Consider the following 23639-nt stretch of genomic DNA (forward strand, 5'->3'; position numbering starts at 1 on the left):
CGGAGCCGCCGCGCGGAGCCGCGCAGCGACGCCCATGCGCGGTGCCCGATGAACCGCAAGCGAACGTGGGGCGATACAGGGCCGAAACGCGAACGAGCCGGCACTTCAAAGAAGTCCGGCCCGTCCCGCATCGGCCAAAACGTCGGGGAGAGACTGGCCCTGCCCCCGACGCGGCATACGTATTACTGGTTGTTCTGACGGCCGAGGAAGCGCGGGATGCTGATTGATCCAGCGTCATCGTCCTCACCCGTGGTTTCCGCACCGGGGCGCGGACGCGACAGGCTGGTCATGCGTTCGAACAGCGTGCTGCCACCGCCGGCAGCCGGCTTGGGGCGCGGCGGCACCGGGGCCTGAGGCACCTGCGCCGCGGGCTGAGCCTGAACGCCGTCGAGCCGCAGTTCGTCCTGCATGCGCGAGCGCGGCGCGGGAGCCGGCTCGGGCGCTGCCGGCGCTTCCACGCCCAGCTCGAACGGCTCGTCCGCTTCGTCGGAGGCGCCCAGTTCGAGTTCGGCGGAAGGCTCGTAAGCCTGCGACGGAGCGGAGAACGACGCGGGCTCAGGAGCCTGGATCGGCGCAGCCGCCACAGGAGCGGGCGCCGGCGAGGCCTGATAGGACATCGAGGACGGCGCCTGGGTCTGCGGACGCACCGGACCGCGTGACGAACCGAGGTTCAGCGGGCGCGAGGCGATCTCGGCCATCTCGGTGGTCTGCTCTATACCGGTCGCGACGACCGACACGCGGATCTTGCCCTGCAGGTCCGGGTTGAATGCCGAGCCCCAGATGATGTTCGCGTCAGGATCGACCAGTTCGCGGATGTGGTTCGCGGCCTCGTCGACTTCGAGCAGCTTCATGTCGTCGCCGCCGATGATCGAGATGATGACGCCCTTGGCACCCTGCATCGACACGCCGTCGAGCAGCGGGTTGGCAATCGCGCGTTCCGCCGCCTCAAGAGCGCGATTCGGGCCTTCGCCTTCGCCGGTGCCCATCATCGCCTTGCCCATTTCACCCATGACCGAGCGGACGTCCGCGAAGTCGAGGTTAATGAGGCCCGGCATGATCATGAGATCGGTGATCGAGCGCACGCCCTGCTGGAGCACTTCGTCGGCGAGCGAGAAGGCTTCCTTGAAGGTGGTTTCGGCCTTGGCGATGAGGAACAGGTTCTGGTTCGGAATGACGATCAGGGTATCGACGTGCTTCTGCAGCTCCTCGATCCCGGAATCGGCGGCGCGCATGCGGCGCGTGCCTTCGAACATGAACGGCTTGGAAACCACGCCAACCGTCAGCACGCCCTTGGCGCGTGCTGCCTCGGCGATGATCGGGGCCGCACCCGTGCCGGTGCCGCCGCCCATGCCGGCCGCGATGAAGACCATGTGGACGCCGTCGAGCAGGCGCTCCAGCTCTTCAAGCGTTTCTTCGGCAGCAGCGCGGCCCACTTCGGGGCGGGCGCCGGCACCGAGGCCTTGCGTGATGTCGGGACCAAGCTGGATGCGCGTTTCCGCGATCGAGTTGTTGAGGGCCTGCGCGTCGGTATTGGCGACGACGAAGTCGACACCCTCGATCTGCGCTTGAATCATATTGGCGATGGCGTTCCCGCCCGCGCCGCCGACGCCGATGACGACAATGCGCGGACGAAGCTCTTCGATCGCCGGGGGTCCGATGTTAATGCTCATTTCGCTCTCCTGGCAGGCACGTGCGCGAAGAAAAATTATTGACTTGTCTGATGGCACGCTTCGAGTCGTCGAAGCAAAGCATCATAAACCTTTGTCCACAGCCAAAACCGCCGTTCTCGCCGCTCTGGCCGGGGTTTTGCACGGCTGGGCGGCTGGCGGCGCGATGGGGCTTCGACAAGCTCAGTCTGAGCGGCTTCGGGCAGATAGGGAACGCTCTCGAAGCCATCCTCCTCATTCCGCTCAAGCTGGCCCTCTCGAAGTCTCAACGCCACAGCCCAGCCTTAGAAATACTCTCGCAGCGCCTGATAGACACGGCCCACCATGCCCATCCCGCCCAGCTTCACCGTGCGGGTGTGGCCCCTGCCCATCGCGCGGATATCGACCGGATCGGCCGCTGCGTATAGGACCAGCCCCGCCAGCGTCGAAAAGCCCGGCTTGACGTGCGCTTCGGCCAGGCCCGAAAGGTGCGGCACCCGCCCGATGCGCACCGGCTTGCCGATTGCCGCCTGGGCATAGTCGGCCAGCCCCACCAGTTCCGCGCCGCCGCCGGTGAAGACCACCTGCTTGCCCCGCTGGCCGGTAAAGCGCATCGTCTTGAGCGCCTTGTTGATCTCCTCCATCAGCGAGCCGAGCTGGCCGGTGATGACGCCGATCAGTTCCGCGCGCGGGATACGGTTCTTGTCGTCGGCATGGCGGGCGATCGGGCCGGTGCCCTCCTCACCCGGCGCGTTGACGGGGATCATCTCGCGGTGGTCAGTCGGGTTGGCGATGGCCGAGCCGTTGACGCATTTCAGGCGCTCTGCCTGGAAACGGCGGATGCCAAAGGCCGAGGCGATGGCGTCGGTGATGTCGGCCGAACCCATCGGGATCGCCATCATGTCCTTGAGCATGCCCTGCTCGTAAATCGCCACGTTAGTCACCTCGCCGCCGAACTCGACGAGGGCGACGCCCAGATCGCGTTCCTCGGGTGAAAGGCAGGCCTGCCCCGCCGCGATCGGCGAGCCGACCACCGCCTCGACTTCGAGGTGCGCGTTCTGCACCGCCTCGGTCAGATTGCGGATCGGCGCCCCTTCGGCGAGCATGATATGGATGTCGACGCCGAGGCGCTCGGCATGGAGGCCCTTGGGATTGCCGACGCCGTGGGCGCCGTCGAGCCGGTACTGCGCCGGCTGGGCGTGCAGGACCATGCGCCCGTCGGGCTGGATGACGTCGCGCGCCGAGATTAGCAGCTGGTCGATATCCTCCTGCTCGATGCGGCGGCCGCCGATTTCCGCGTCGAACTGGTCGATACGGCTGGCAAGGCCCGCGCCGGAGCAGCCGATCCACACCTTCTGGACGGCGGTGTCGGCCATCTTCTCGGCGCGGTCGATCGCGTCGCGCACGGCGTATGTCGCGGCGGCCATGTCGGTGACGTAACCGCGCTTGATGCCCTGGCTGGCACGGTGGCCCGAGCCGAGCACGACCATGTCGCCCACCTCGTTGATCCCGGCGACGATGGCCGAGATGCGAAACGAACCGATGTTGACCGCGCCGAAAACGCGGGAAATGCGCTGCGTGGCCATTAGAGTTCTGCCCCCATCACTGGTTTTCCGTTTCGCCGCCCTCGGAAGCCGGGACCGCCGTGTGCGGCACCGAACCTGCCTTGAGCGCCAGTTCCTGGCCTTCCTGCTCGGGCACGCGCAGGTAGATGCGGTCGCGCGCGCGCATGTCGAAAGCGGTGACCTTGCCGCCCAGCAGGCGGTTGGTGCCGTCGAGCCGCGCGAAGGTGACCAGTGCGCCCGCCGATTCCCGGTCGCCCTCCGGCAGGGCAAGTACCTGACCGGACTGGAAAGTCAGGTTCCAGCGCCGGTTGCCGATCCACTCGGCTTCCTGCACACGCGGCTTCAGCGCGGGCGCAGCTTCCAGCAGCTTACCCAGTACTGTCACCTGCTGCCCCGCGCCGGGGCCGGAAACGATCAGCTTGCCGCCTGCGTTCTTGCGACTGATCGCCTCCAGTTCATGGCCCGTCTCGTCAATCAGCACGAAGCGATCGGCCTTGCGCAATACCGCGTGCGGCTCGCGCTCGACGATGTCGATCACCAGTGTGTCGGGAAGCTGGCGCGAAACGCGCGCGTCCTTGACCCAGGAGAGACCCAGGAGGTCCTGACGCAGACCTTCGATGTCCACGAGCGGCATGGCCCGGTCCCGTTCGGCCAGCGCCTTTTCGTAGACCTTGAGTTCGTTAATATTCTTCACACCGCGCACTTCGACGCGCTTGACCTCGAAGCCGGTCTGCCCTGCGACCAGCGCCATCTGCTTGCCCGCCAGCGTCGGCAGCCCCGCGAACGAAGCCACCACGCAGACGAGCGCCACCGCGCCGCCCAGAATGGCGACAAGGAAGATGCGCTGAAGCTGCTTTTCGGTGAAGGGCAGCCAGCCCATCGCCGTATCGAGCGCCGAGCCGGTGCGTGCCTTTGCCGCGCGCACCTTGCGCTGCTGCCCCTGCGCGGCGGCGGCCTTGCGGGCTGTCGTGCCCTTGCGCCGGATCGTCTGGCTCATTTTGCGCCTGCTTTCGGCTTCGCGTCCGCGAGTGCCTCGGCGATGATCGCCTCGACCAGTTCCGGGTATTCCATGCCGCAGGCGCGCGCCTGTTCGGGAACGAGGCTGAGCGGGGTCATGCCCGGCTGGGTGTTGACCTCAAGCAGGAACAGGCCCTCGATCCCCTGCGTATCGTCCCAGCGAAAATCGGCACGGCTGGTGCCCTTGCAGCCCAGCAGCTGGTGCGAGCGCAGGGCAAAATCCTTGCAGGCCTGTGCGATCTCGTCGGGGATCTCGGCCGGGCAGATGTGCTCGGTGAGACCCTCGGTGTACTTGGAATCGAAGTCGTAGAAGCCCGACTTGGGCTTCAGTTCGGTCACCAGCAAGGCGCGGTCACCGATCACGGCGGTCGTCAGTTCGCGGCCCCGGATGTACGGCTCGGCCAGCAGTTCGTCGAACTCCTGCCACGGACCCTTCGCGCCCGGCGCAATGGGGTTGCCGTAATTGCCCTCGGCCGTGACGATGGCGACGCCCACCGACGAACCCTCGTTCACCGGCTTCAGAACATAAGGCCGCGGCAGGGGATCGCGCTCGTGGATTTCGGCGCACTTGACCACGCGGCCGCCGGGCATGGGGATGCCGTGAGGGACCAGCGCCTGCTTGGTCAGTTCCTTGTCGATGGCGATCACCGAGGTCGCGAGCCCGGAGTGCGTGTAGGTGAGGCCCATCAGGTCCATCATGCCCTGCACCGTGCCATCTTCGCCCGGGGTGCCGTGAAGCGCGTTGAACACCACGTCCGGCTTTGCCTCTGCAAGGCGCAGTGCGACATCGCGGTCCATGTCGATGCGGGTGACCTTGTGGCCCTTGCTCTCGAGCGCCTTCGCCACGCCCTCGCCGCTCATCAGCGAGACCGGGCGTTCGCTCGACCAACCGCCCATCAGGACCGCGACATGGAGTGTAGAGAGGCTCATGAATTCAGACTCGTTCTGTAAAGCGGGGTTTGCAGGTCGCGCACTTCATCGGAGCAGCCCTTGTCCCAGGGGAACAGGCCGTCATCGACGCCGGGCCAGACGATCTGCATGGCGCGGGTAAATTCGGTTTCCAGCTCAGTCTCGGCAAACCACATGGCGGAGTTGAAGTAGTAGGGCATCAGGCATTCCGCTTCGACTTCGCGCAGCACGCAGCGATGCCCCTTGAGGATGCCCTCGATCTCCATCCAGTCCTCCAGCACCAGTCCCTCGCGGCACAGGTCGAGCACGCCGTTGATGACGGCGGCGGACAGTTCGGCGGAGAAGCCGAAGACGATCACTTCGGGCTGATGCACCGACGCAGGGAAGCCGACCGAATACGCGAAGCGCTCGCCCTCGTCGATGTCGTCTTCGTCCTCCTCGCCGTCATTGCCCATGCCGTCATTATCGGGCGGAGAGACGACGGTGATGTGGCAGCCGAACTCCTCGATATTGTCGAGAATCTGGTCTTCGTGGTGGGAGAGTTCCCAGTCGTGGTCGCTCATCGAGTCTTCGTCGCTCATGACTTGAGGCCCACGCGCTGGATTTCCCATTCGAGGTCGACGCCCGAGCGGTCCTTCACGCGGCGGCGTACTTCCTCGCCCAGATCCTCGATCTGGGCGGCGGTCGCATCGCCGGTGTTGAGCAGGAAGTTGGTGTGCTTCTCGCTGACCTGCGCGCCGCCGATCTGGAGCCCCCGGCAGCCGGCTTCGTCGACCAGTTGCCAAGCCTTGTGGCCATCCGGGTTCTTGAAAGTCGAGCCGCCAGTCTTCGAGCGCAGCGGCTGGCTGGCCTCTCGCGCGGCGGAAATGCGGTCCATCTCGGCCTGGATCGCCGCCGGTTCGCCGGGGCGGCCCTTGAAACGTGCGGAGACGACGACCGCACCTTCGGGCAATTCGGAATGGCGGTAGGTATAGCCAAGATCGGCGACGGTCAGCGTAACCAGTTCGCCCGAGCGCAACACCACCTCGCAGTCGATGAGGATGTCCGCGACCTCGCCACCATAGGCACCGCCGTTCATCCGCACGAAACCGCCCACTGTACCGGGGATCGAGCGCAGAAATTCGGCGCCTGCCACCCCTGCATCGCGCGCGATGGAGGAGACCAGAATCCCGCTCGCCCCGCCGCCGCAGATGAGCGTGACGTCGTCCGCCGTCACTTTGGCGAACGTCTTGCCGAGGCGGATCACGACGCCGGGCACCCCGCCGTCACGCACGATCATGTTGGAGCCGAGGCCCAGCGCCATGATCGGCACTGCCGCATCAAGACCGCGCAGGAAGTCCTGCAGGTCGGCCATGTCTTTCGGCTCGAACAGCCACTGCGCATGACCGCCCGCCTTGAACCAGACGAGCGGCGCCAGCGGCGCGTTCGGCGTCAGTTTGCCACGAACGGAAGGAAGGCTTGCCGCCTCAATCACCTAAGCGCTCCGCACCCGAATGGCTTCGGCCAGACCGGCCGCCCACTTGGTGATGTCGCCCGCGCCGAGGCACACGACCATATCACCCGCCTGCACCGTACCCGCGAGCGCATCGGCCAGGGCATCCGCTCCGGCGATGACCTGCGCCGAGCGGTGCCCGCGTGCCTTCATTCCTGCGACCATTTCGGCGCTGTCGACGCCCTCGATGGGCTGTTCGCCTGCCGCGTAGACCGGGGCCGCATAGACAACGTCCGCATCGTTGAAGGCGCCCTGGAAATCTTCCATGTGATCGCGAAGGCGGGTGAAGCGGTGCGGCTGGACCACAGCGATCACGCGGTTCTTCACGCCCTCTCGCGCGGCCGCAAGGACTGCGCGGATTTCGACCGGGTGGTGGCCGTAGTCGTCGATCACGGTGACCGATCCGCCTTCGACCGCGACCTCTCCGACATTGGTGAAGCGGCGTTTGACACCCCGGAACTTGGAAAATCCGGTCTGGATGCAGGAATCCGAGCAACCCATCTCCACCGCCACGCCCACCGCAGCGAGCGCGTTCTGGACGTTGTGGCGGCCCGGCATCGGCAGTTCGATGCCCTCAATCCGGCGGAAGGTGCCATCGCGCTGGCGCAGGGCCACGTCGAAGCGGTTGCCGCCGGGGATCGGGGTCACGTTCTCGCCGCGAATGTCGGCCTGGGCGGAGAAGCCGTAGGTCACCACGCGGCGGTCGCGCACCTTGGGGATGATCGCCTGCACTTCGGGGTGGTCGATGCACAGCAGCGCCGCGCCGTAGAACGGCACGTTCTCGATGAATTCGACGAACGATTCCTTGATCCGGTCGAACGAACCGTAGTGATCGAGATGCTCGGGATCGATGTTGGTGACGATGGCGATGGTGCCATCGAGGCGCAGGAACGATCCGTCGCTCTCGTCGGCCTCGACCACCATCCAGTCCGAAGCGCCAAGGCGCGCGTTTGAGCCGTAAGAGTTGATGATGCCGCCGTTAATGACGGTGGGATCGACCCCGCCCGCATCGAGCAGCGCCGCGACCATCGAGGTCGTGGTGGTCTTGCCGTGGGTGCCGGCCACCGCCACGGTGTTCTTGAGGCGCATCAGTTCGGCCAGCATCTCGGCCCGGCGGACCACGGGGATGCGGTGTTCGAGCGCGTAGACGACTTCCGGATTGTCGCGCTTCACCGCCGTGGAAGTGACGACGACCGCCGCCCCCTCGACGTTCTGCGCCACTTGGCCGATCATGACCTTGATCCCGCGTGTCCGCAGGCCCTCGATCACGTAGCCTTCGGCGATGTCGCTGCCCTGCACCGAATAGCCCAGGTTGTGCATGACCTCGGCGATGCCGGACATGCCGATGCCGCCGATGCCGACGAAGTGAATCGTCCCGATGTCGGTGCCGACGCCCTTCATGCGGCGGCTCCGTGCGAAACATGCTTCGACAAGCTCAGCATGAGCGGGGAGGGGAAGAAATGCGTAGAGTTCATATAGGCGAAATACACCAAGGTCCGCTCATCCTGAGCTTGTCGAAGGATCACTGCGCAGACTCCCGCGCCAGCGCTTCACCGCCTTGCGGCGCAGCGGCCTTTTCCATGCGGATCACGTCCATGATCGGGGCAGCGCCAAAGCTCTCGACCAGATCGGCGAGATCCTTGGCGGCGTTGGGATAACCGCAGTTCCAGGCCGCATGGGCCGCATTGGCCAGCGTATCGGGGTGCTGCGCGATGGCCTGGATCTGCAGGCACAGATCCTTGGCCATCTGCTGATGGATTTCCGACTGCTTCGAGAGCAGCGCGTTGCGCTTGTCGCCCTTGTAGTGGTCGGGCTCCTCGGTGGTGATCGCCGGTTGGCGGATCACGCGGGCACCGCCCGCCGCCACGATCTCACGCGCGTTGGCGGTCTGGTGGTCGTCGGTCGCATAAGGCAGCGGGATGAGGATTGCGGGACGGCCCACGCCGGTCAACTCCGCAATCGTCGAGGCGCCGGAGCGGCCGACGAACAGGTGCGCTCCGGCAAGCCGGTCGGCCATGTCCTCGAAATAGGTCGCCAGTTCGGCCGGAATACCGTGCGAGGCATAGCGCTGGCGCACGCCCTCGATGTCCTCGGGGCGGCACTGCTGGATCACCTGAAGGCGCGAACGCAGCGCCGGGGGCAGCATGGCCAGCCCCTCGGGCACGATCTGCGAAAGCACCCGCGCGCCCTGGCTGCCGCCGGTCACGAGGATGCGCAGCAGGCTGTCTTCCGAGAACTCTGGGAAAGGCTCGTCGCGCAGCGTCAGCACTTCCTCGCGCACCGGGTTGCCGACAAGCGTGACCTTGGCATCTAGCGACGGGTCAAGCCGATCCGTGCGCTCGCTGGAGGTGGCGATGGCATTCACGCGCTTGGCGAAGTAGCGGTTCACCCGGCCCAGCACCGCGTTCTGTTCATGAAGCACCGTCGGCAGCTTCGCCGCGCGCGCCGCGAGCAGCGTGGGGAGCGCGGGATAGCCGCCGAACCCGACGACAGCGGTAGGCTCGAACGTATCGAACAGGCGCAGCGCCATGCGCCGGCCTTCCAGCACGCCTCTGGCGCCCTTGATCCAACCTAGCGGGTTCTTCCCCGCGATCCGGCCGGCAGGCAGGACGTGGGCGGGAAGGTAGTCCGGCTTGCCGGGGATCGCGGCGCCGCGCTCGTCCGTCACCAGTGCGACATGGTGACCACGTGCGTGCAGTTCGGCAGCCAGCGCGAAAGCGGGGATGAGGTGTCCGCCGGTCCCGCCTGCGGCGAGGACATAGTGGCGGGAGACGAGGCCGGTTACCGGGCTCATTGCGACTCTCCGATAGCGCGCAGCGAAAACTTCTCGCGCTTGATGAACGGGTTGCGCCGGGTGACGGCGAGCAGCAGCCCCATGCTGAGGCACATCGCCACGGTGGACGAACCGCCGTAGCTGATGAGCGGCAGGGTCATGCCCTTGGACGGGAACAGCTGCAGGTTGACGAGAATGTTGATGAACGCCTGCCCGCCGAACTGCGCGGCGAAGCCCGATGCGGCGAGCACTGTGAACAGGTCCTCCTCCTCAACCAGCCGCAGGATCACGCGGGTCAGGATGGCGAGGTAGAGCATGACGATGATCATGCAGGCGAGCAGTCCGAACTCCTCGCCGATGACGGAGAAGATGTAGTCGGTATGTGCTTCCGGCAGGGCCAGCTTGCGCGTGCCCATCCAGAAGCCCAGCCCGGTCCAGCCGCCGTTGAGGATCGTGCGCTGTGCAAGGTCCACCTGATCGAACGCGGTGCCGCCGAACAGGAAGTTGTCGATGCGGTTGCGGCCGTTGTCATACGTGAAATACATCAGGACAAGGCCCGCAATGCCCGCTCCGAAGAACATGCCGATGCGTTTCAGATCGATCCCTGAAAGCAGGATCAGCACCAGAAAGGCGCCGGAAAATAGCATCGTCGAACCGAAGTCCGGCTGCAGCATCAACAGAGCGCCCAGCAGGCCCATCAGGCCGAAGCAGATGCCCACCACCGGAATGTTCGGATCGCGCGCCCGCCACGACAGTATCCAGGCGAGCAGGATCGGGAAGCCGCACTTGAGGAATTCCGACGGCTGGAGCGAGATGCCGAAGCGCAGCCAGCGCTTGGCGCCGTTCACTTCCGAACCGACCAGCGGCACCAGCACCAGCGCAATCAGCATCGCTCCGCCCAGCAGAATGCCGAAGCGGCGCGCATTGTCCTTGGTCAGAGTGGAGGCCCAGAACATCGCGATCAGGCCGAGCAACTGCCAGCGCATGTGCAGGTAGAAGAAGTGAAGCTGCGACAGCTTCTCCGCCGAGGTCGACAGACGGCGCGCGCTGGCGGGAGAACCCGCCGCCACTGCCACCGCGCCGATCGCCATGAGGATCAGCACGAGAACCAGTGTCGTGCGGTCGATCTCCTGCCACCAGATCGCAAGCTGGCTGCGCCGGTTGCGGTTATAGCGCTGCGAGGCTGCCGCCGGGTTGGGGGCGATGGTCGCCATCAGGCCCGTCCGTCCCCGGACGCGCTCTCGCCGATTTCGAGGAGCGCCTCGACGATCTGGCGAAAAGCCTGCCCACGCGCTTCGTAGTCGCGGAACTGGTCGAAGCTGGCGCAGGCGGGGGAAAGCATGACAACGTCGCCGGGCTTCGCGGCGGCCATAGCCTCGCGGATCGCCTCGGCCATCATCTCGGAATTGTGAACCGGAATGTGCGGAGCCAGAATTTCGGCGAAACGCGGCCCGGCATCACCGATGGTATAGGCAGCCGCGATGTTGCCGAAGAATGGCGCGCATTCGTCGAGGTTGTCACCCTTGGGCAAGCCGCCGAGAATCCAGTGGATGCGCGGCTGCGGGTCGGGCGGGAATGCGGCGATGGCGGGCGCAGTGGAGGCCGGGTTGGTCGCCTTGCTGTCGTTGATGTAGGTGACGCCGTTCGCCTCGGCCACGCGCTCCATGCGGTGGGGCAGGCCGCTGAAGGTGCGCAGGGCCTTGCGCCACTGCGGCTTCTTGATGCCCAGCGCCTCGACGATGGCGACGGCCACGGCAGCGTTCTGAAGGTTGTGCGGTCCCTGCAGCGAAGGCCATTCCTTCTGGAGCGGAAGAAGGTCCGCGCCGTCGACCATGCGCACGAGGCCCGGCGCGCGGCGCGCTGCCTCGATGTGGGCGATGGCGCGCGTCTCGCGGTCGCCAGTGCCGAAGGCGGCGCTGCGCCCGCTGCCCTGCATCGCGAAAAGGCGCGCCTTGGAGGCGGCATAAGCCTCGAACCCGTCGTAGCGATCGAGGTGGTCCGGGGTGATGTTGAGCAGCGCGGTCACATCGCAGTCGAGGCTATAGGTCAGGTCGATCTGGTAGCTGGACAGTTCCAGCACGTAGACGCCGCCAGCCGGCAGCGGCTCGGTGCCCAGCACGGGCACACCGATGTTGCCGCCCACGCGCGCGGTCACCCCGGCGCACTCGAGCAGGTGGCAGACCAGCGAGGTCGTGGTCGACTTGCCGTTGGTGCCGGTGATGCCGACGACGCGGTGCGGGGGAAGGTCGCCACGCGCAAGCGCGAAAAGTTCGATATCGCCGATCACCGGCACGCCCGCGCGGGCGGCGGACTCGGCGATCGGGTGGCGGTTGAGCGGGATACCCGGCGAGACGACGACGCCGTCATAGCCGGTCAGGTCTGCGGCGACAGGGTCGGTCAGTTCGACCTTGCCGCAGTCGGTCCACTCGCACAGCTGCTGGCGCGCTTCGTCGCGGCTGTCCCAGGCCATGACATGCGCCCCGCTCTCCACCAGCGTCGTGGCAGCGGTCAGCCCCGAGCGGGCAAGGCCGAGGACCGCGTAGCGCTTTCCGGCAAAGACGGGGGAGACGATCATGCGCCCAGAACCCTCATCGCAGCTTCAGTGTGGCGAGGCCGAGCACGGCGAGGACGATCGAGATGATCCAGAAACGGATCACGACAGTCGATTCGTGCCAGCCCTTCTGCTCGAAGTGGTGATGGATCGGCGCCATACGAAAGACGCGGCGGCCAGTGCGCTTGAACCAGAAGACCTGGATGATGACCGAAACGGCTTCCAGCACGAACAGCCCGCCGACGATGGCCAGCACGATCTCGTGGTGCGCGGCGACGGCGATGCAGCCCAGTGCGCCGCCCAGCGCAAGACTGCCGGTGTCGCCCATGAACACAGCGGCAGGCGGCGCATTGAACCACAGGAAGGCAAGGCCTGCCCCCATGATCCCGGCGCAGAAGATCGCCAGTTCGCCCGCGCGCGGAACGTGCGGAATGCCGAGATACGTCGCATAGTCGACGCGGCCAGCGAGGTAGCAGATGATCGCGAAGGTGCCCGCCGCGATGATGACCGGCATCGTCGCAAGACCGTCGAGGCCATCGGTCAGGTTCACCGCATTGCCCGCGCCCACGATCACCACGGCGGCGAAGACGTAGTAGAACGGACCCAACGGAATGTACCGGCCCGACAGGAACGGCACGTAGAGGTTGGTGTTGAGCTGGCTGACGATGATGTACGAAGCGATGCCCGCGACGATAAATTCGAGCAGCAGGCGCACCTTGCTGGACAAGCCGGCATGGTGGCGCTTGGTCACCTTGTCGTAGTCGTCAAGGAAACCGATGATCCCGAACCCGACGGTCACGGCCACGCAGGCCCAGACGAACGGGTTGGTCATGTCCATGAACAGCAGCATGGTGATAATCAGAGAAGTCAGGATCATCAGCCCGCCCATGGTGGGCGTGCCGCGCTTGGCGAGGTGGGTTTTCGGGCCGTCCTCGCGGATCGGCTGGCCCTTGCCCTGCCGGATTCGCAGCATGTTGATGAACTTGGGGCCGATAATCAGGCCGATCACCAGCGCCGTCATCAGCGCCGCGCCGGAACGGAACGTCTGGTAGCGGAAGAGGTTGGACAGTCCCTCGAAATGGAACCATTCTGCAATGAGATACAACATCTTGCGGGGCCTAACCCCTACCCTTCCTGCTTGCTGAGCGCGGTCACGAGAGCTGACAGACCTACCGAATTCGAGCCTTTGACGAGGATGGCATCATCCCGTTCCAGCCCGAACGCGCGCAAGGTTTCGACAGCTTCCCGCACGCTTGGGCAATGCGCGAAGGGCGCGGTTTTGCCAAGGTCGGACGGGCCGGATTTCCCCAATTCCTCGGCTAAAGCGGCCATTTCGTCGCCTACCAGCAGGGCGTAGTCGACGCCCGCTTCGCGGATCGGCTCGGCCAGCGCGGCGTGATAGTCGGGGCCGTGGCTGCCCAGTTCCTTCATCGCGCCCAGAACAGCGATTCGCCGACGCGCCGGAGTGCGGCCGAGCTGCGCCAGCGTGGCCCGCATCGAGGCCGGGTTAGCGTTGTAGCTTTCGTCGATCAGCAGGGCCTTGCGCTGCCCATTGGCGTCCGGTTCGCCGCCTTCGACATCGATTTCAACACGGGCGCCGCGGCCGGGCATGCCGCCCATCTCGGCCAGCGCTACCCCAGCGGCACCGAGGTCGCCCTTGACGGCACGTACCGCGGCCATGACGGCCAGCGAGTTGATGACCTGATGCTCACCCGGCGCGGCGACGGTGTAGCACACGCGGCGATCGCCCATGTCGACGGTGACGAGCGAGCCGCCACCGATCGCGGGCACCGTGTCGAGCAGCCGCACATCGGCATCCGCCGCCTTGCCGAACGAAACGACCGTCGCTCCGCAGGCCAGCGCGCCTTCACGCAGACGGGCATAGTGCGGGCTGTCGATGGGGATGACGGCGGTGCCACCTTCCTCCAGCCCTTGGAAAATTTCGGCCTTGGCGTCGGCGATGGCCTCTTCCGAGCCCAGCATCTCTATGTGTGCGGGCGCGATCGTGGTGATGACGGCAACGTTCGGGCGGACCTGACGGGTCAGCGCGGCGATCTCGCCCGCATGGTTCATGCCCATCTCGAACACGCCGAAGCGGCTGCGCCCCGGCATCCGGGCAAGGCTGAGCGGCACGCCGACGTGGTTGTTGTAGCTCTTGACCGAGCGATGCGCATCGCCCCGGCTGGAGCGATCGAGCGCGGCGAAGATCATTTCCTTCACGCCGGTCTTGCCGACCGATCCGGTAACCCCGATCACCGGGCCGCGAGCGCGCGCGCGGGCCGCCGCGCCAAGGCGTTCCAGCGCCTCCATCGTGTCGGCGACAAGAATATGCGGACCGTCTACCGGACGGTCCACCACCACGGCGGCGGCACCCTTGGCGAAGGCCATCTCGACGAAGCGGTGGCCGTCCATGGCCTCGCCCTTGAGCGCGAAAAACAGGTCGCCGGGCTGGACGTCGCGGCTGTCAATCTCGACGCCGGAGACGGTGAATTCGCCCCCCGATGCTCCGTGCACCTCGCCTTTCACGGCGCGCGCGATGGAGCCTGCGTCCCACAGGACGTGAAGGTTCTCCTCTGCCGCATCGAGGGGCCAATCGAGGATCCGGGCAACAGCTACCATCGTCGTTCTACCTTCCCAGCGAGCCAGCCATTTCCCTGGCCACGGTGACATCGTCGAATGGCAGGACGCGCACGTTGTCGCCGCTGCCGATGATTTGCCCCTGTTCGTGCCCCTTGCCGGCGATGAGGACCACGTCCCCTGCCCCGGCCTCGGCGACGGCGAGGCCAATGGCCTCGCGCCTGTCGCCCACTTCCCGCGCCCCTGCTGCCATGCCTGCCAATACCATGGCGCGGATGGCGGCGGGGTCTTCCCCGCGCGGATTGTCGTCGGTGACGATGGCGAGGTCTGCCCCCTCGCCTGCCACCCGGCCCATTTCGGGCCGCTTGCCCTGGTCCCGGTCGCCGCCGGCGCCGAAGACCGTAATCAGCTTGCCCGTGACGTGCGGCCGAAGCGCGGCAATCGCCGCCTCCAGCGCATCGGGCGTATGTGCGTAATCGACATAGACCGGCGCGCCCGAAGGCGTGATCGCCGCCCGCTCGATACGCCCGCGCACCGTGACGAGGCGCTTCATCGCGTCGAACGTCAGGTGTTCATCACCGCCACAAGCCAGCACGAGCCCCGCCGCGACAAGCGCGTTGGCGGCCTGATACGCGCCGATCAGCGGCAGGTCGATCAGGCGCACCTTGCCGAGGTATTCTATCTCCAGCTTCTGCCCCAGCGCGGTAGGGGTGCGGCTGACGAGGCGGATATCCGCCCCCTTCATACCCACCGTGAACAGCTTCAGGCCGCGCGCTTTCGCGTGGTCAATCGCCTTGTCCGACCAGGCATCGTCCGCCCAGACCACTGCCATACCGCCAGGGGTCACAACTTCGTCGAACAGACGCATCTTCGCGGTGAAGTACTCGTCCATCGTTGCGTGATAATCGAGATGGTCGCGGCTGAGGTTCGTGAACGCGCCCGCAACAACGCGCGGCCCCTCGCTGCGGAACTGCGACAGCCCGTGGCTCGATGCCTCGTAGGCGACGTGCGTCACGCCTTCGCGCGCAAGGCCTGAAAGGTTGGCGAGGAAGGTCACGATATCGGGCGTGGTCAGCCCGGTCGAGACCGTCTCGTCGCTGGTGGTGACGCCCAGCGTGCCGATCGAGGCGGCGCGCTGGCCGGCCATGCGCCAGATCTGACGGACCAGTTCGACCGTGGAAGTCTTGCCGTTGGTGCCGGTCACCGCGACCAGCGTTTCGGGCGGGGGCGCGAAGAACGGCGCGGCGAGCGCCGCGAACAACCGGCGCGGCTCGGCATCGGCGAAGTGGGCCGCGCCTTCGACTTTGGCGTCGGGGTGCGCGACGATAGCCACCGCCCCGGCCTTGATCGCGGCGTCGATGAAGTCCTCACCGTTGAAGCGCGCACCGCGAAAGGCGCCGAATACGGTGCCCGGCGCGATCTTGCGGTGGTCGATCGCAAAGCCGGTCACGTTGGCGTCCGTGCCTGCCGGGGCGATGCCGGCGGCGGCGCACAGCGTGTTCAGTTTCATTCCCCGTCGCTCCCTTGCGGAACCAGCGGCTTGAGGTCGCTGATGTCGATATCGCGCGTTTCGTCGGGCATGATGCCCAGCAGCGGCCCGATGCGCGGAACGACGCGCTGGATGACCGGCGCCGCGTTCCAGGCTGCGGTGCGCTGGAACGAGGTTGCAGCCGTGCCTTGTGGCTCATCCATCATGGCGATGACGACGAAGCGAGGCTTGTCCATCGGGAAGGCGGCGGCAAACGTCGCGATCAGCGAATGGTGGCGATAGCCGCCCGCACCCGGCTTCTCGGCCGATCCGGTCTTGCCGCCCACCCGGAAGCCCGGTGCGTCGGCCTTCCGGCCCGTGCCGTACTGGACGATCATGCGCAAAAGCTGGCGGATACGCGCGCTGGTCGACGCCTTGAACACGCGGCGTCCTTCCGGCACCTCGGAAGCACCCAGTTTCTTGAGCGTCGCCGGGCGCCAGATGCCACCATTGACCAGCGCTGCATAAGCCGATGCGAGGTGCAGCGGCGTCACCGCGATGCCGTGACCGTAAGCCACTGTCATGGTGCGCAGGCGCGGCCATTCGCCGCTCGGCCAGATCGGGAAACCGCGCGCGGGCAGTTCGACGTAAGGCCGCTGGTTCATCGCCAGCGCTTCCATGGTCTGCTTCAGCCGCACGCCGCCCAATTCGTCGGCAATGCGGGCCGTGACGGTGTTGGACGAATGGATCAGCGTCTCGGGCACATTGAGCGAGGCGCCATAGTTGTGAAGATCGTGGATCGTGAAGCGCCCGACGTGCAGCGGCGTCGCCGGCCATTGCTTGCCCAGATCGGACACCACGCCCGCATCCAGCGCGGAGGCGACGGTGATCGGCTTGAATGTGGAGCCCAGCTCGTAGACCTGGTTGGTCACGCGGTTGAAGCCGTGCGGAACGTCCCCATTGGCGGCTTCTTCCGCCGAGATCACCATGTCGGTCGGCTTGACGTGGTTGGGATCGAAGGATGGCAGCGAAGCCAGCGCCAGAATCTCGCCCGTATCCACGTCGAGGATGACGCCTGCCGCGCCCTTTGCCTTGCTCAGCGTAATGGCGGTGGAGAGTTCGTCCTCCAGGGCGCTCTGCACGCGAAAATCGATCGAGAGGACCGATGGCGTCGTGCGCCCTTCGTGGCTGATGAGCTGGTCATTAAAGGCCTGCTCCATGCCCACTTTGCCGTGGCCGTAGCTATCGACATATCCCAGGACGTGAGCCGCCATCGAACCCTGCGGATAGAAACGCGTCGCCTCCAGCGGGAATTCGAGCGCGGGTTCGCCCAGCGCATGAACCTTGTTGGCGTCTTCGGGCAGGATCGACTTGCGCAGGTATCCCGGCTTGCCCGAGCGCAGCTTGCCAAGCAACTCGTCCCGATCGAGATCAGGGAAAATACGTACCAGGCGGGCAGCGACCTCCTCGGGGCTCTGGATCAGCGCAGAGCCTTCGGTCATCGCCTTGGGATTGAACCAGAGTGAATAAACGCGAAAATCGCGCGCCAACGGCACGCCATTGCGGTCGACGATCTCGCCCCGGTTGGGGATCAGCAGATCGCCCAGCTCGCCGTGGCGCGGCGTGACGCCGGTAAAGCCAAGGTAGGTAATGCGCGCCAGAGCGCCCACCGTCACGAGAACGAAGACGCCCAGAATCCACAAGGTGCGCAGCTTCGCCACCAGCAGCGAGCGCTGGCGAACGTTGACGAGCTTGCGCCGGCCGGTCGAGACAGTGGTCGGGATCGAGCCGAGGGAGAAGGACGCCGGGGCGTTCACTGCTGGGCAGCCTCCGCCACTTCGATGCGGGCCAGGCGCTTGCCGATGGCGGCAGCGTCACGCGCGATCGCCTCGCGCTCGGGGTCGCGGCCCTTGACGCCCGGCTTGTCTGTGCTGTCCGGCAGCGCGGCGGCAGTAGCACCCGTCACCGGCGAGACCATCGCCAGGAGCGAGGAACCGTCGCCATCCTCCGGCTTCTCGGCATTGGCGTAGCGGATCGGCTGCGGCGCACCAGGCCCCGCCGCCTTGCCGAGCGCGGCAAGCTGACGCTCACCCTCGATGTATTGCCCGGCGATCGGCGCCTTGTAGCCGAACTCCAGGTCGTTGAGCTGCTTCAGGGCCTGCTGGTTGGAGCGGGTCTGGAACTCGGTTTCGAGGAAGTCGATGTCCTGCTGCACCCAGACCATCCGCTTTTCGGTGTCGTGAACCTGGCTCTTCACGGCATTGACGCGCAGCGTGAGCGCGATCGACACCGCGCCGCAGATCACCAGCACGGAAATCCAGCCGATAGAGCGGACACGGTCACTGGTGAAGTTCATGCGGAAGTCCTTTGGCTGGGGGAACCATCGGTATTGCGAGGGGAGGCGGAAGTACGCACGGCACTGCGCAGGGTCGCGGAGCGTGAGCGGGGATTGACGGAAAGCTCCTCGTCGCCGGCGCGCACCGCCTTGGAAAGCTGAGCAAAAGGCGCAGGCGCCGTGACCGCCTGCGGCAGATGGCGCGAGGTGGTCTGGCCTGCACTGCTGGCATCGCGCAGGAAGCGCTTGACCTTGCGATCCTCAAGGCTGTGGAACGTCACCACCGCAAGGCGGCCGCCCTCACCCAGCAGCGTCTCCGCGCCGGAAAGGCCTGCGTCGAGTTCGTCCAGTTCGCCGTTCACATGGATACGGATAGCCTGAAAGCTGCGGATCGCCGGGTCCTTCTGGACCCCGCCGCCCTTGTAGGCAGGGTTGTAGCCCAGTGCCTTGCGTACCGCGCGGGCCAGATCCATCGTCGTCGCCAGTGGACGCGCCGCCACGATCGCGCGGGCAACCCGGCGCGACTGGCGCTCCTCACCGTAAAGGAAGAGCACGTCGGCGATCTCGGCTTCGTCAGCCTCATTGCAGAAGTCGGCGGCGGACATGCCGTCCTGGCTCATGCGCATGTCGAGAGGACCGTCGGAACCGAACGCAAAACCACGCTCCGACTGGTCGAGCTGCATCGAGGACACGCCGATATCCATAACCACGCCGTCGACCCGGTCGATGTCGACTTCGGCCAGACCCTCGACCATTTCCGAGAAGCGGCGCGCGTGCAGCACCAGGCGGGGGGGAACTTCCGCCAGTTCCGGCCACTTGCCCGGGTTCGCGCGAACGGTCGCGATCGCGTCTGGATCGCGGTCGAAGGCGTGCACAGTCGCGCCCGTGTCCAGCAGGCGGCGCGTATAGCCGCCCGCGCCCAGCGTCGCATCAACGATGATGTCGCCGCCCCGGGGGTTCAGGGCGGCGACAACCTCCTCAAGGAGCACGGGAATATGGGGCTGCTGGGGGGAACTCACTTTTTCTTCGCCTTGGTAATTTCGGCTTCCGCCAGTGAGCGGCACGTTGCGATGGCCGCCTCGAAATCAGGGTCGTCGCCAAGGGCGTAAAGCTCCTCGGGGTTCCAGATCAGTATCCCGGAGCGGCCAATGCCCTGGAAGAACAGCTGCTCGCCGAAGTTGGCGAGGCTGGTCAGTGCCTCGGGCATGGTGAAACGGCCGCTGCCGTCGAAGGGCACCTGCTGGAAATTGTAGAGCTGCATCGCGCGCTTATCGCGGTTGAAGGTGCGCCCGGCGTTGTCCGCACGGGTCTGCTCTGCATCGAGCTGCGGTTCGAATTCATCGACGCGCGACAGGCCGAAGCCGACGAGGCACTTCCATTCGGAGTGCTTGGCAAGGCACAGGACATCCTTGCCACTCGAATCGCGCACGGTCGAACGGAGGACGTTGGGCAGCACGAAACGGTTCTTGTCGCGTAGAAGCGAAAAGCCCTGCCCGCTGTAAATGAATGGCTGCCCCGCCATATCCGCCTGTTTTCGCCCCAGAGGTGACCGTCTCGGACATGGCCGGGCCTCGCCCAGCCGCACACGCGTGCACCCAGGTCCCGTGCCCGAACGGGACACGGCAAGACTCAGTCATTCCGATTGACCGTTCTTCTATATCGGGAAATGTGGGGATTAAAGGGAAATATAGGGATCAGCGGTTATTTATCCGCCGAATAGAGCCATCGGCGACGAACCGAACGGAAATCGCTTGTGCATCCTGGTGCACTTATGACCATAATTCCCTTGAATCGCAATGGTTTTGTGAGGAATCGAAGGTCATCCCCAATGAACCCTGGCTTCACCCCTCCCATCCCCATTAATCACCGAAACGTGCCGGGTCGGACAACCGATTCAGCAATCTGCCAAGAATCACCTGCCGCTGCGGCAGTTCCAGCGAATCCTCGGGAATTTCCAGTAGCGCGGCATCTGCCAGCGCCAGAACCCGGCCTTTTCCGGCACTGCACTCTGCCATGAGCCCGGCAGCCTCAAGCCGGCAATGGGCAACCGCATCCCGTCCCTTCCCCGAATCCGCCCCTTCCCCGGAATTCCCCGGAAAGCGGAAAAACCCCGGCAGGTTCACCGGGATATCTCCGTCAGGCACGGTCACGGCATGCTCTCCGGCGGCCTGCGCATCGTCGAACGCCAGCTCCAGCCCCCACCGGCCGAGTATCGGCGAAAGCATTGCGATGTCCTGGGGGCGGCGGGGATCGCCGGGGCCGAACAGCGAATGCGCGGTCAGCATCGGGTCGGCGAACAGCAGCACGCGTCCGCCGCCCTGCACCCAGGCGTCGAGCGCGACGTTCTCCTGCGCGGTAAGCGGGCGCGGCTGCGCGAGGATCAGGATACCTTCGGCGGGAAACGAAAGCGGCGCCAGCGTATCGAGCGCGGTAACGGGGCCGTGCGCACGCAGTGTTTCCAGCGCCCAGTGCGGCGGGGCGTTGTCAGCGAGCAACCCGCGAATGTCGCCGCTTTCGTTCCAGGTGATCGGCAAGCTGGTGTAAAGCCCGATCGCCGCAACGCGGCGCGGCGGCGCCGTATCGCGCTCGCCGCAACCGGCAAGCGCGATGGCGGCAAGCAGAACGAGGTCAAGGCGCCAGCGGCGCGCCCGGTTCACCGGATGCCTCTGGCGTCGGAGACACAGCGGGCGCCGGGCTGGGGTCAGCAGCGGGGACGACGCCGATATCGGCGAGCGGATCGCTGGCCGTCTTGGTGGGCTTTGCGTCTACCGCCACGACCTGCTGGATCGGGTCCTGCGTATCCACCAGCCGCAGCCGGTCGCGGATGATGTTGGCGAGGCCCACGATGAGCAGCATCGCGCAAAGGCCGAACAGGCCAATCTGCAACCTGTAGACGGCCTGCGAACGCAGTTCACGCGCCGACGGCGGCATGAAATGCGTAGGCGCCTGCAGCGGTTCGAGGATGCTTTGCGGATCGACCATAAAAGGCGGAATGTTTCCTGCCATAGACAGACCGTCTACATCACTTCGCCAGCCAGGGGAAGACCGGCAGGCCCTTCGCTTCCAGCCACTCGGCATTGTAGAGCGAAGAGAGGTAGCGAAAACCCGTGTCGCACAGGATCGTCGCCACGCGGGCTTCACCCTTGCCTTCGGCGACCAGCTTACGGCCCAGCGCCACGGCCCCCGCCACGTTGATGCCGGAGGACAAGCCCAGGCACAGCCCTTCCTCGCTCAGCAGACGGCGGACCCATTCGAGACCTTCTTCGTCGGAAACGCGGAACTGTGTGTCTACCGGCGCCCCTTCGAGGTTGGCGGTGATGCGGCCCTGCCCGATACCCTCGGCGACCGAGGAACCCTCGGCCTTGAGTTCGCCGTGCGCGTAATAGTTGTAAAGCGCTGCGCCGTAAGGATCGGTAAGCGCGATGGTGATGCTCTCGTCGAACGCCTTGAGGCCCATGCCGGTGCCCGCCAGGGTGCCGCCGGTGCCGGCCGCGCAGGTGAAACCGTCGATACGACCTTCCATCTGCTCCCAGATTTCCGGCGCGGTGCTTTCGATGTGGGACTTTCGGTTGGCGATATTGTCGAACTGGTTGGCCCAGATCGCGCCTTCGGTATCTTCGGCCAGGCGGCGCGAGGTGTGGACGAAATGGCCGGGGTTCGAAAACGGCGCGGCGGGAACCAGGACCAGTTCCGCGCCCAGCGCACGCAGCGTGTCCATCTTCTCGCGCGACTGAGTCTCGGGCATGACGATCACGGTCTTGTAGCCAAGCGCATTGGCGACCAGCGCCAGGCCGATGCCGGTGTTGCCGGCCGTACCCTCGACGATCGTGCCGCCCGGCTGCAGCGTGCCGCGTGCCTCGGCATCGCGCACGATCCACAGCGCCGCGCGGTCTTTCACCGAGGCGCCGGGGTTGGCGAATTCGCACTTGCCCCAGATTTCGCAGCCGGCAGCCTCGCTCGGCCCCTTGAGGAGGACGAGCGGAGTATTGCCGATGAGGTCGAGCGTGGAAGGCTGCGCCTGCGGCGCGACAGTCTTGGATGAGGTCATGGCGCGAGAGTTAGGAAGCTCTTCGCCAAGGTGCAATTGATTTGCGCCTTGCCCAGCACAAATCAACGCGTTCGCCCCTCAAAGTCCGTTTGAAAATGCGATACCGGCCCGCTCCCCCACCCGGCCGTCCAACGGCAGAATTGGTGGGGGAGCAGGCTGGCGCAGCAGAACGGGCTTGCGCCCATTCTCAGACGGAGCCTCAGTCTTCCTGCGCGATAGTGACCTTGCAGCCTTCGAGGGCCGAGGTGATCGCCACCTGGCACGACAGGCGCGAATATTCGTTGCGGTGGTCGGAGCTGTCGAGCAGGTCGTTCTCGTCCTCGCTCATGGCGGGCAGCTTGTCCATGAATTCGGGGGCGATGTGAACGTGGCAGGTCGCGCACGAGCAGCAACCGCCGCACAGCGCCAGCAATTCATCGAAGCCACCATCGCGGATGACTTCCATCAGGGTACGGCCCTCGGGAGCCTCAATGTTCGATTCTTCACCAGACTGATTGACGACGATGATCTGCGGCATGGTCTCGATTCCCCTTTGATACATCCTGTATCATAATGCTGCTGTATGCGCACTTGCCGCAGGCTGCTAAAGGCTGCAACCCTCTTTTGCAAGGTAGCCGAAACCATGGGTTTGACCGCGGACCAACTCCGTTCTGGCCTGGACGCCATCGCACGAATCGAACCGTCCATGGCCCGCGCCCTGGAAGTTGCCGGCTACCCCGAGCCGCGCATACGCCCGACTGGCTATGCCACCCTGCTGCGCACGATCGTCGGCCAGCAGGTGAGCGTCGCCGCAGCGGCCTCTGTGTGGGCCAGGCTGGAGGCGCTGCTCGGAGAAGGTATCCACCCCGAAACCCTGCTCGCCGCCGAATTCGACGCACTGCGCGGCTGCGGCCTGTCGCGCCAGAAGCAGGGCTATGCCCGCTCGCTGTGCGAACTGGTGATCGCCGGCAGCCTCGACTTCGACGACCTGCCCGCCGACGATGAGGAGGCCATCACCCAGCTCGTGCGGATCAAGGGCATCGGCCGCTGGTCGGCGGAGGTCTATCTTCTCTTCGCGGAAGGCCGCCCCGACATCTGGCCGGCCGGCGACCTTGCCGTGCAGGCCGGCCTGCACAAGCTGCTGCGACTGAACGAGCGACCCAGCGAGAAGCTGACCCGCGAACTGGCGGAAAGCTGGCGCCCGCACCGGGGCGCCGCGGCGATTTTCACCTGGCACTGCTATAACAATCCAGCGCTTTGAGACGAAAAAGCACCGGGT

The 23639-nt window shown here is 65.8% G+C and carries 22 protein-coding genes; 1 reads left to right on the forward strand and 21 read right to left on the reverse strand.

The annotated features are described in order from the left end of the window. Nucleotides 1-182 precede the first annotated feature (182 nt). The 21 genes from ftsZ to GVL61_RS11755 all read right to left on the reverse strand — a co-directional run bounded on the left by ftsZ (nt 183) and on the right by GVL61_RS11755 (nt 22898). Nucleotides 183-1670: a cell division protein FtsZ gene (ftsZ, locus tag GVL61_RS11655; RefSeq protein ID WP_159980151.1), complete on the reverse strand. Its 1488-nt coding sequence runs from the start codon at nt 1668-1670 to the stop codon at nt 183-185. A gap of 281 nt (nt 1671-1951) precedes the next feature. Continuing rightward, nucleotides 1952-3232, reverse strand: a complete 1281-nt coding sequence (ftsA, locus tag GVL61_RS11660; protein ID WP_159980153.1) for a cell division protein FtsA — start codon at nt 3230-3232, stop codon at nt 1952-1954. Nucleotides 3233-3248: 16 nt separating this feature from the next. Beyond that, complete coding sequence (locus GVL61_RS11665; protein WP_159980155.1) at nt 3249-4208, reverse strand: cell division protein FtsQ/DivIB; 960 nt, start codon at nt 4206-4208, stop codon at nt 3249-3251. Next, complete coding sequence (locus GVL61_RS11670; RefSeq protein ID WP_159980157.1) at nt 4205-5158, reverse strand: D-alanine--D-alanine ligase; 954 nt, start codon at nt 5156-5158, stop codon at nt 4205-4207. Before GVL61_RS11670 ends, GVL61_RS11665 begins: the two co-directional genes overlap by 4 nt. Next, nucleotides 5155-5718, reverse strand: a complete 564-nt coding sequence (locus GVL61_RS11675; RefSeq protein WP_235037647.1) for a DUF4262 domain-containing protein — start codon at nt 5716-5718, stop codon at nt 5155-5157. Before GVL61_RS11675 ends, GVL61_RS11670 begins: the two co-directional genes overlap by 4 nt. Beyond that, nucleotides 5715-6611 (reverse strand): UDP-N-acetylmuramate dehydrogenase, encoded by an 897-nt coding sequence (gene murB, locus GVL61_RS11680; RefSeq protein ID WP_159980159.1) that lies wholly within the window; start codon nt 6609-6611, stop codon nt 5715-5717. The genes GVL61_RS11675 and murB overlap by 4 nt, the downstream gene beginning before the upstream one ends. Then, complete coding sequence (gene murC, locus GVL61_RS11685) at nt 6612-8030, reverse strand: UDP-N-acetylmuramate--L-alanine ligase (RefSeq protein WP_159980161.1); 1419 nt, start codon at nt 8028-8030, stop codon at nt 6612-6614. A 121-nt stretch (nt 8031-8151) separates the two neighbouring features. Further along, nucleotides 8152-9423: an undecaprenyldiphospho-muramoylpentapeptide beta-N-acetylglucosaminyltransferase gene (murG, locus tag GVL61_RS11690; protein WP_159980163.1), complete on the reverse strand. Its 1272-nt coding sequence runs from the start codon at nt 9421-9423 to the stop codon at nt 8152-8154. Then, a complete protein-coding gene (locus GVL61_RS11695; RefSeq protein WP_159980165.1) occupies nt 9420-10616 on the reverse strand; it encodes an FtsW/RodA/SpoVE family cell cycle protein in 1197 nt (398 codons plus the stop codon). Before GVL61_RS11695 ends, murG begins: the two co-directional genes overlap by 4 nt. After that, the gene (murD, locus tag GVL61_RS11700; protein ID WP_159980167.1) at nt 10616-11977 is read right to left on the reverse strand and encodes a UDP-N-acetylmuramoyl-L-alanine--D-glutamate ligase; all 1362 of its coding nucleotides are present in this window, start codon (nt 11975-11977) and stop codon (nt 10616-10618) included. Before murD ends, GVL61_RS11695 begins: the two co-directional genes overlap by 1 nt. A 13-nt stretch (nt 11978-11990) precedes the next feature. Beyond that, nucleotides 11991-13061: a phospho-N-acetylmuramoyl-pentapeptide-transferase gene (gene mraY, locus GVL61_RS11705; protein WP_159980169.1), complete on the reverse strand. Its 1071-nt coding sequence runs from the start codon at nt 13059-13061 to the stop codon at nt 11991-11993. A gap of 17 nt (nt 13062-13078) precedes the next feature. Then, nucleotides 13079-14572: a UDP-N-acetylmuramoyl-tripeptide--D-alanyl-D-alanine ligase gene (murF, locus tag GVL61_RS11710; protein WP_159980177.1), complete on the reverse strand. Its 1494-nt coding sequence runs from the start codon at nt 14570-14572 to the stop codon at nt 13079-13081. Nucleotides 14573-14579: 7 nt separating this feature from the next. Then, entirely contained in the window at nt 14580-16040 is a 1461-nt protein-coding gene (locus tag GVL61_RS11715) for a UDP-N-acetylmuramoyl-L-alanyl-D-glutamate--2,6-diaminopimelate ligase (RefSeq protein WP_159980179.1), read from the reverse strand. Then, nucleotides 16037-17815, reverse strand: coding sequence for a penicillin-binding protein 2 (locus GVL61_RS11720; RefSeq protein ID WP_159980181.1), 1779 nt, complete (start codon nt 17813-17815; stop codon nt 16037-16039). The genes GVL61_RS11715 and GVL61_RS11720 overlap by 4 nt, the downstream gene beginning before the upstream one ends. Further along, nucleotides 17812-18354 (reverse strand): hypothetical protein, encoded by a 543-nt coding sequence (locus tag GVL61_RS11725; RefSeq protein WP_159980183.1) that lies wholly within the window; start codon nt 18352-18354, stop codon nt 17812-17814. The genes GVL61_RS11720 and GVL61_RS11725 overlap by 4 nt, the downstream gene beginning before the upstream one ends. After that, entirely contained in the window at nt 18351-19352 is a 1002-nt protein-coding gene (gene rsmH, locus GVL61_RS11730) for a 16S rRNA (cytosine(1402)-N(4))-methyltransferase RsmH (RefSeq protein ID WP_159980185.1), read from the reverse strand. Before rsmH ends, GVL61_RS11725 begins: the two co-directional genes overlap by 4 nt. Then, nucleotides 19349-19855 (reverse strand): division/cell wall cluster transcriptional repressor MraZ, encoded by a 507-nt coding sequence (locus GVL61_RS11735; protein ID WP_159980187.1) that lies wholly within the window; start codon nt 19853-19855, stop codon nt 19349-19351. Before GVL61_RS11735 ends, rsmH begins: the two co-directional genes overlap by 4 nt. Before the next feature lie 337 nt (nt 19856-20192). Next, a complete protein-coding gene (locus GVL61_RS11740) occupies nt 20193-20990 on the reverse strand; it encodes a GldG family protein (protein ID WP_235037648.1) in 798 nt (265 codons plus the stop codon). Continuing rightward, nucleotides 20962-21315, reverse strand: coding sequence for a hypothetical protein (locus GVL61_RS11745; protein WP_159980189.1), 354 nt, complete (start codon nt 21313-21315; stop codon nt 20962-20964). The genes GVL61_RS11740 and GVL61_RS11745 overlap by 29 nt, the downstream gene beginning before the upstream one ends. Before the next feature lie 40 nt (nt 21316-21355). Further along, complete coding sequence (locus GVL61_RS11750) at nt 21356-22381, reverse strand: cysteine synthase A (protein WP_159980191.1); 1026 nt, start codon at nt 22379-22381, stop codon at nt 21356-21358. Between the two features lie 199 nt (nt 22382-22580). Then, nucleotides 22581-22898, reverse strand: a complete 318-nt coding sequence (locus tag GVL61_RS11755) for a 2Fe-2S iron-sulfur cluster-binding protein (protein WP_059151654.1) — start codon at nt 22896-22898, stop codon at nt 22581-22583. A gap of 105 nt (nt 22899-23003) precedes the next feature. Between GVL61_RS11755 and GVL61_RS11760 the strand changes: the two genes are divergently transcribed. Then, on the forward strand, nt 23004-23621 hold the full coding sequence (locus GVL61_RS11760; protein WP_159980193.1) for a DNA-3-methyladenine glycosylase: 618 nt from the start codon (nt 23004-23006) through the stop codon (nt 23619-23621). Nucleotides 23622-23639 lie beyond the last annotated feature (18 nt).

This window comes from Novosphingobium sp. 18050 (assembly GCF_902706195.1).
Classification (GTDB): Bacteria; Pseudomonadota; Alphaproteobacteria; order Sphingomonadales; family Sphingomonadaceae; genus Novosphingobium.

What these genes read in the sequence shown, in the direction of transcription:
- GVL61_RS11760 (WP_159980193.1), top strand. Translation starts at nt 23,004, where the DNA reads ATGGGTTTGACCGCGGACCAACTCCGTTCTGGCCTGGACGCCATCGCA.
- GVL61_RS11735 (WP_159980187.1), bottom strand. Translation starts at nt 19,855, where the DNA reads ATGGCGGGGCAGCCATTCATTTACAGCGGGCAGGGCTTTTCGCTTCTA.
- mraY (WP_159980169.1), bottom strand. Translation starts at nt 13,061, where the DNA reads ATGTTGTATCTCATTGCAGAATGGTTCCATTTCGAGGGACTGTCCAAC.
- murD (WP_159980167.1), bottom strand. Translation starts at nt 11,977, where the DNA reads ATGATCGTCTCCCCCGTCTTTGCCGGAAAGCGCTACGCGGTCCTCGGC.
- GVL61_RS11665 (WP_159980155.1), bottom strand. Translation starts at nt 4,208, where the DNA reads ATGAGCCAGACGATCCGGCGCAAGGGCACGACAGCCCGCAAGGCCGCC.
- ftsA (WP_159980153.1), bottom strand. Translation starts at nt 3,232, where the DNA reads ATGGCCACGCAGCGCATTTCCCGCGTTTTCGGCGCGGTCAACATCGGT.
- GVL61_RS11675 (WP_235037647.1), bottom strand. Translation starts at nt 5,718, where the DNA reads ATGAGCGACGAAGACTCGATGAGCGACCACGACTGGGAACTCTCCCAC.
- GVL61_RS11755 (WP_059151654.1), bottom strand. Translation starts at nt 22,898, where the DNA reads ATGCCGCAGATCATCGTCGTCAATCAGTCTGGTGAAGAATCGAACATT.
- GVL61_RS11695 (WP_159980165.1), bottom strand. Translation starts at nt 10,616, where the DNA reads ATGGCGACCATCGCCCCCAACCCGGCGGCAGCCTCGCAGCGCTATAAC.
- GVL61_RS11670 (WP_159980157.1), bottom strand. Translation starts at nt 5,158, where the DNA reads ATGAGCCTCTCTACACTCCATGTCGCGGTCCTGATGGGCGGTTGGTCG.
- GVL61_RS11725 (WP_159980183.1), bottom strand. Translation starts at nt 18,354, where the DNA reads ATGAACTTCACCAGTGACCGTGTCCGCTCTATCGGCTGGATTTCCGTG.
- GVL61_RS11715 (WP_159980179.1), bottom strand. Translation starts at nt 16,040, where the DNA reads ATGAAACTGAACACGCTGTGCGCCGCCGCCGGCATCGCCCCGGCAGGC.
- ftsZ (WP_159980151.1), bottom strand. Translation starts at nt 1,670, where the DNA reads ATGAGCATTAACATCGGACCCCCGGCGATCGAAGAGCTTCGTCCGCGC.
- murG (WP_159980163.1), bottom strand. Translation starts at nt 9,423, where the DNA reads ATGAGCCCGGTAACCGGCCTCGTCTCCCGCCACTATGTCCTCGCCGCA.
- murC (WP_159980161.1), bottom strand. Translation starts at nt 8,030, where the DNA reads ATGAAGGGCGTCGGCACCGACATCGGGACGATTCACTTCGTCGGCATC.
- GVL61_RS11745 (WP_159980189.1), bottom strand. Translation starts at nt 21,315, where the DNA reads ATGGTCGATCCGCAAAGCATCCTCGAACCGCTGCAGGCGCCTACGCAT.
- murF (WP_159980177.1), bottom strand. Translation starts at nt 14,572, where the DNA reads ATGGTAGCTGTTGCCCGGATCCTCGATTGGCCCCTCGATGCGGCAGAG.
- GVL61_RS11750 (WP_159980191.1), bottom strand. Translation starts at nt 22,381, where the DNA reads ATGACCTCATCCAAGACTGTCGCGCCGCAGGCGCAGCCTTCCACGCTC.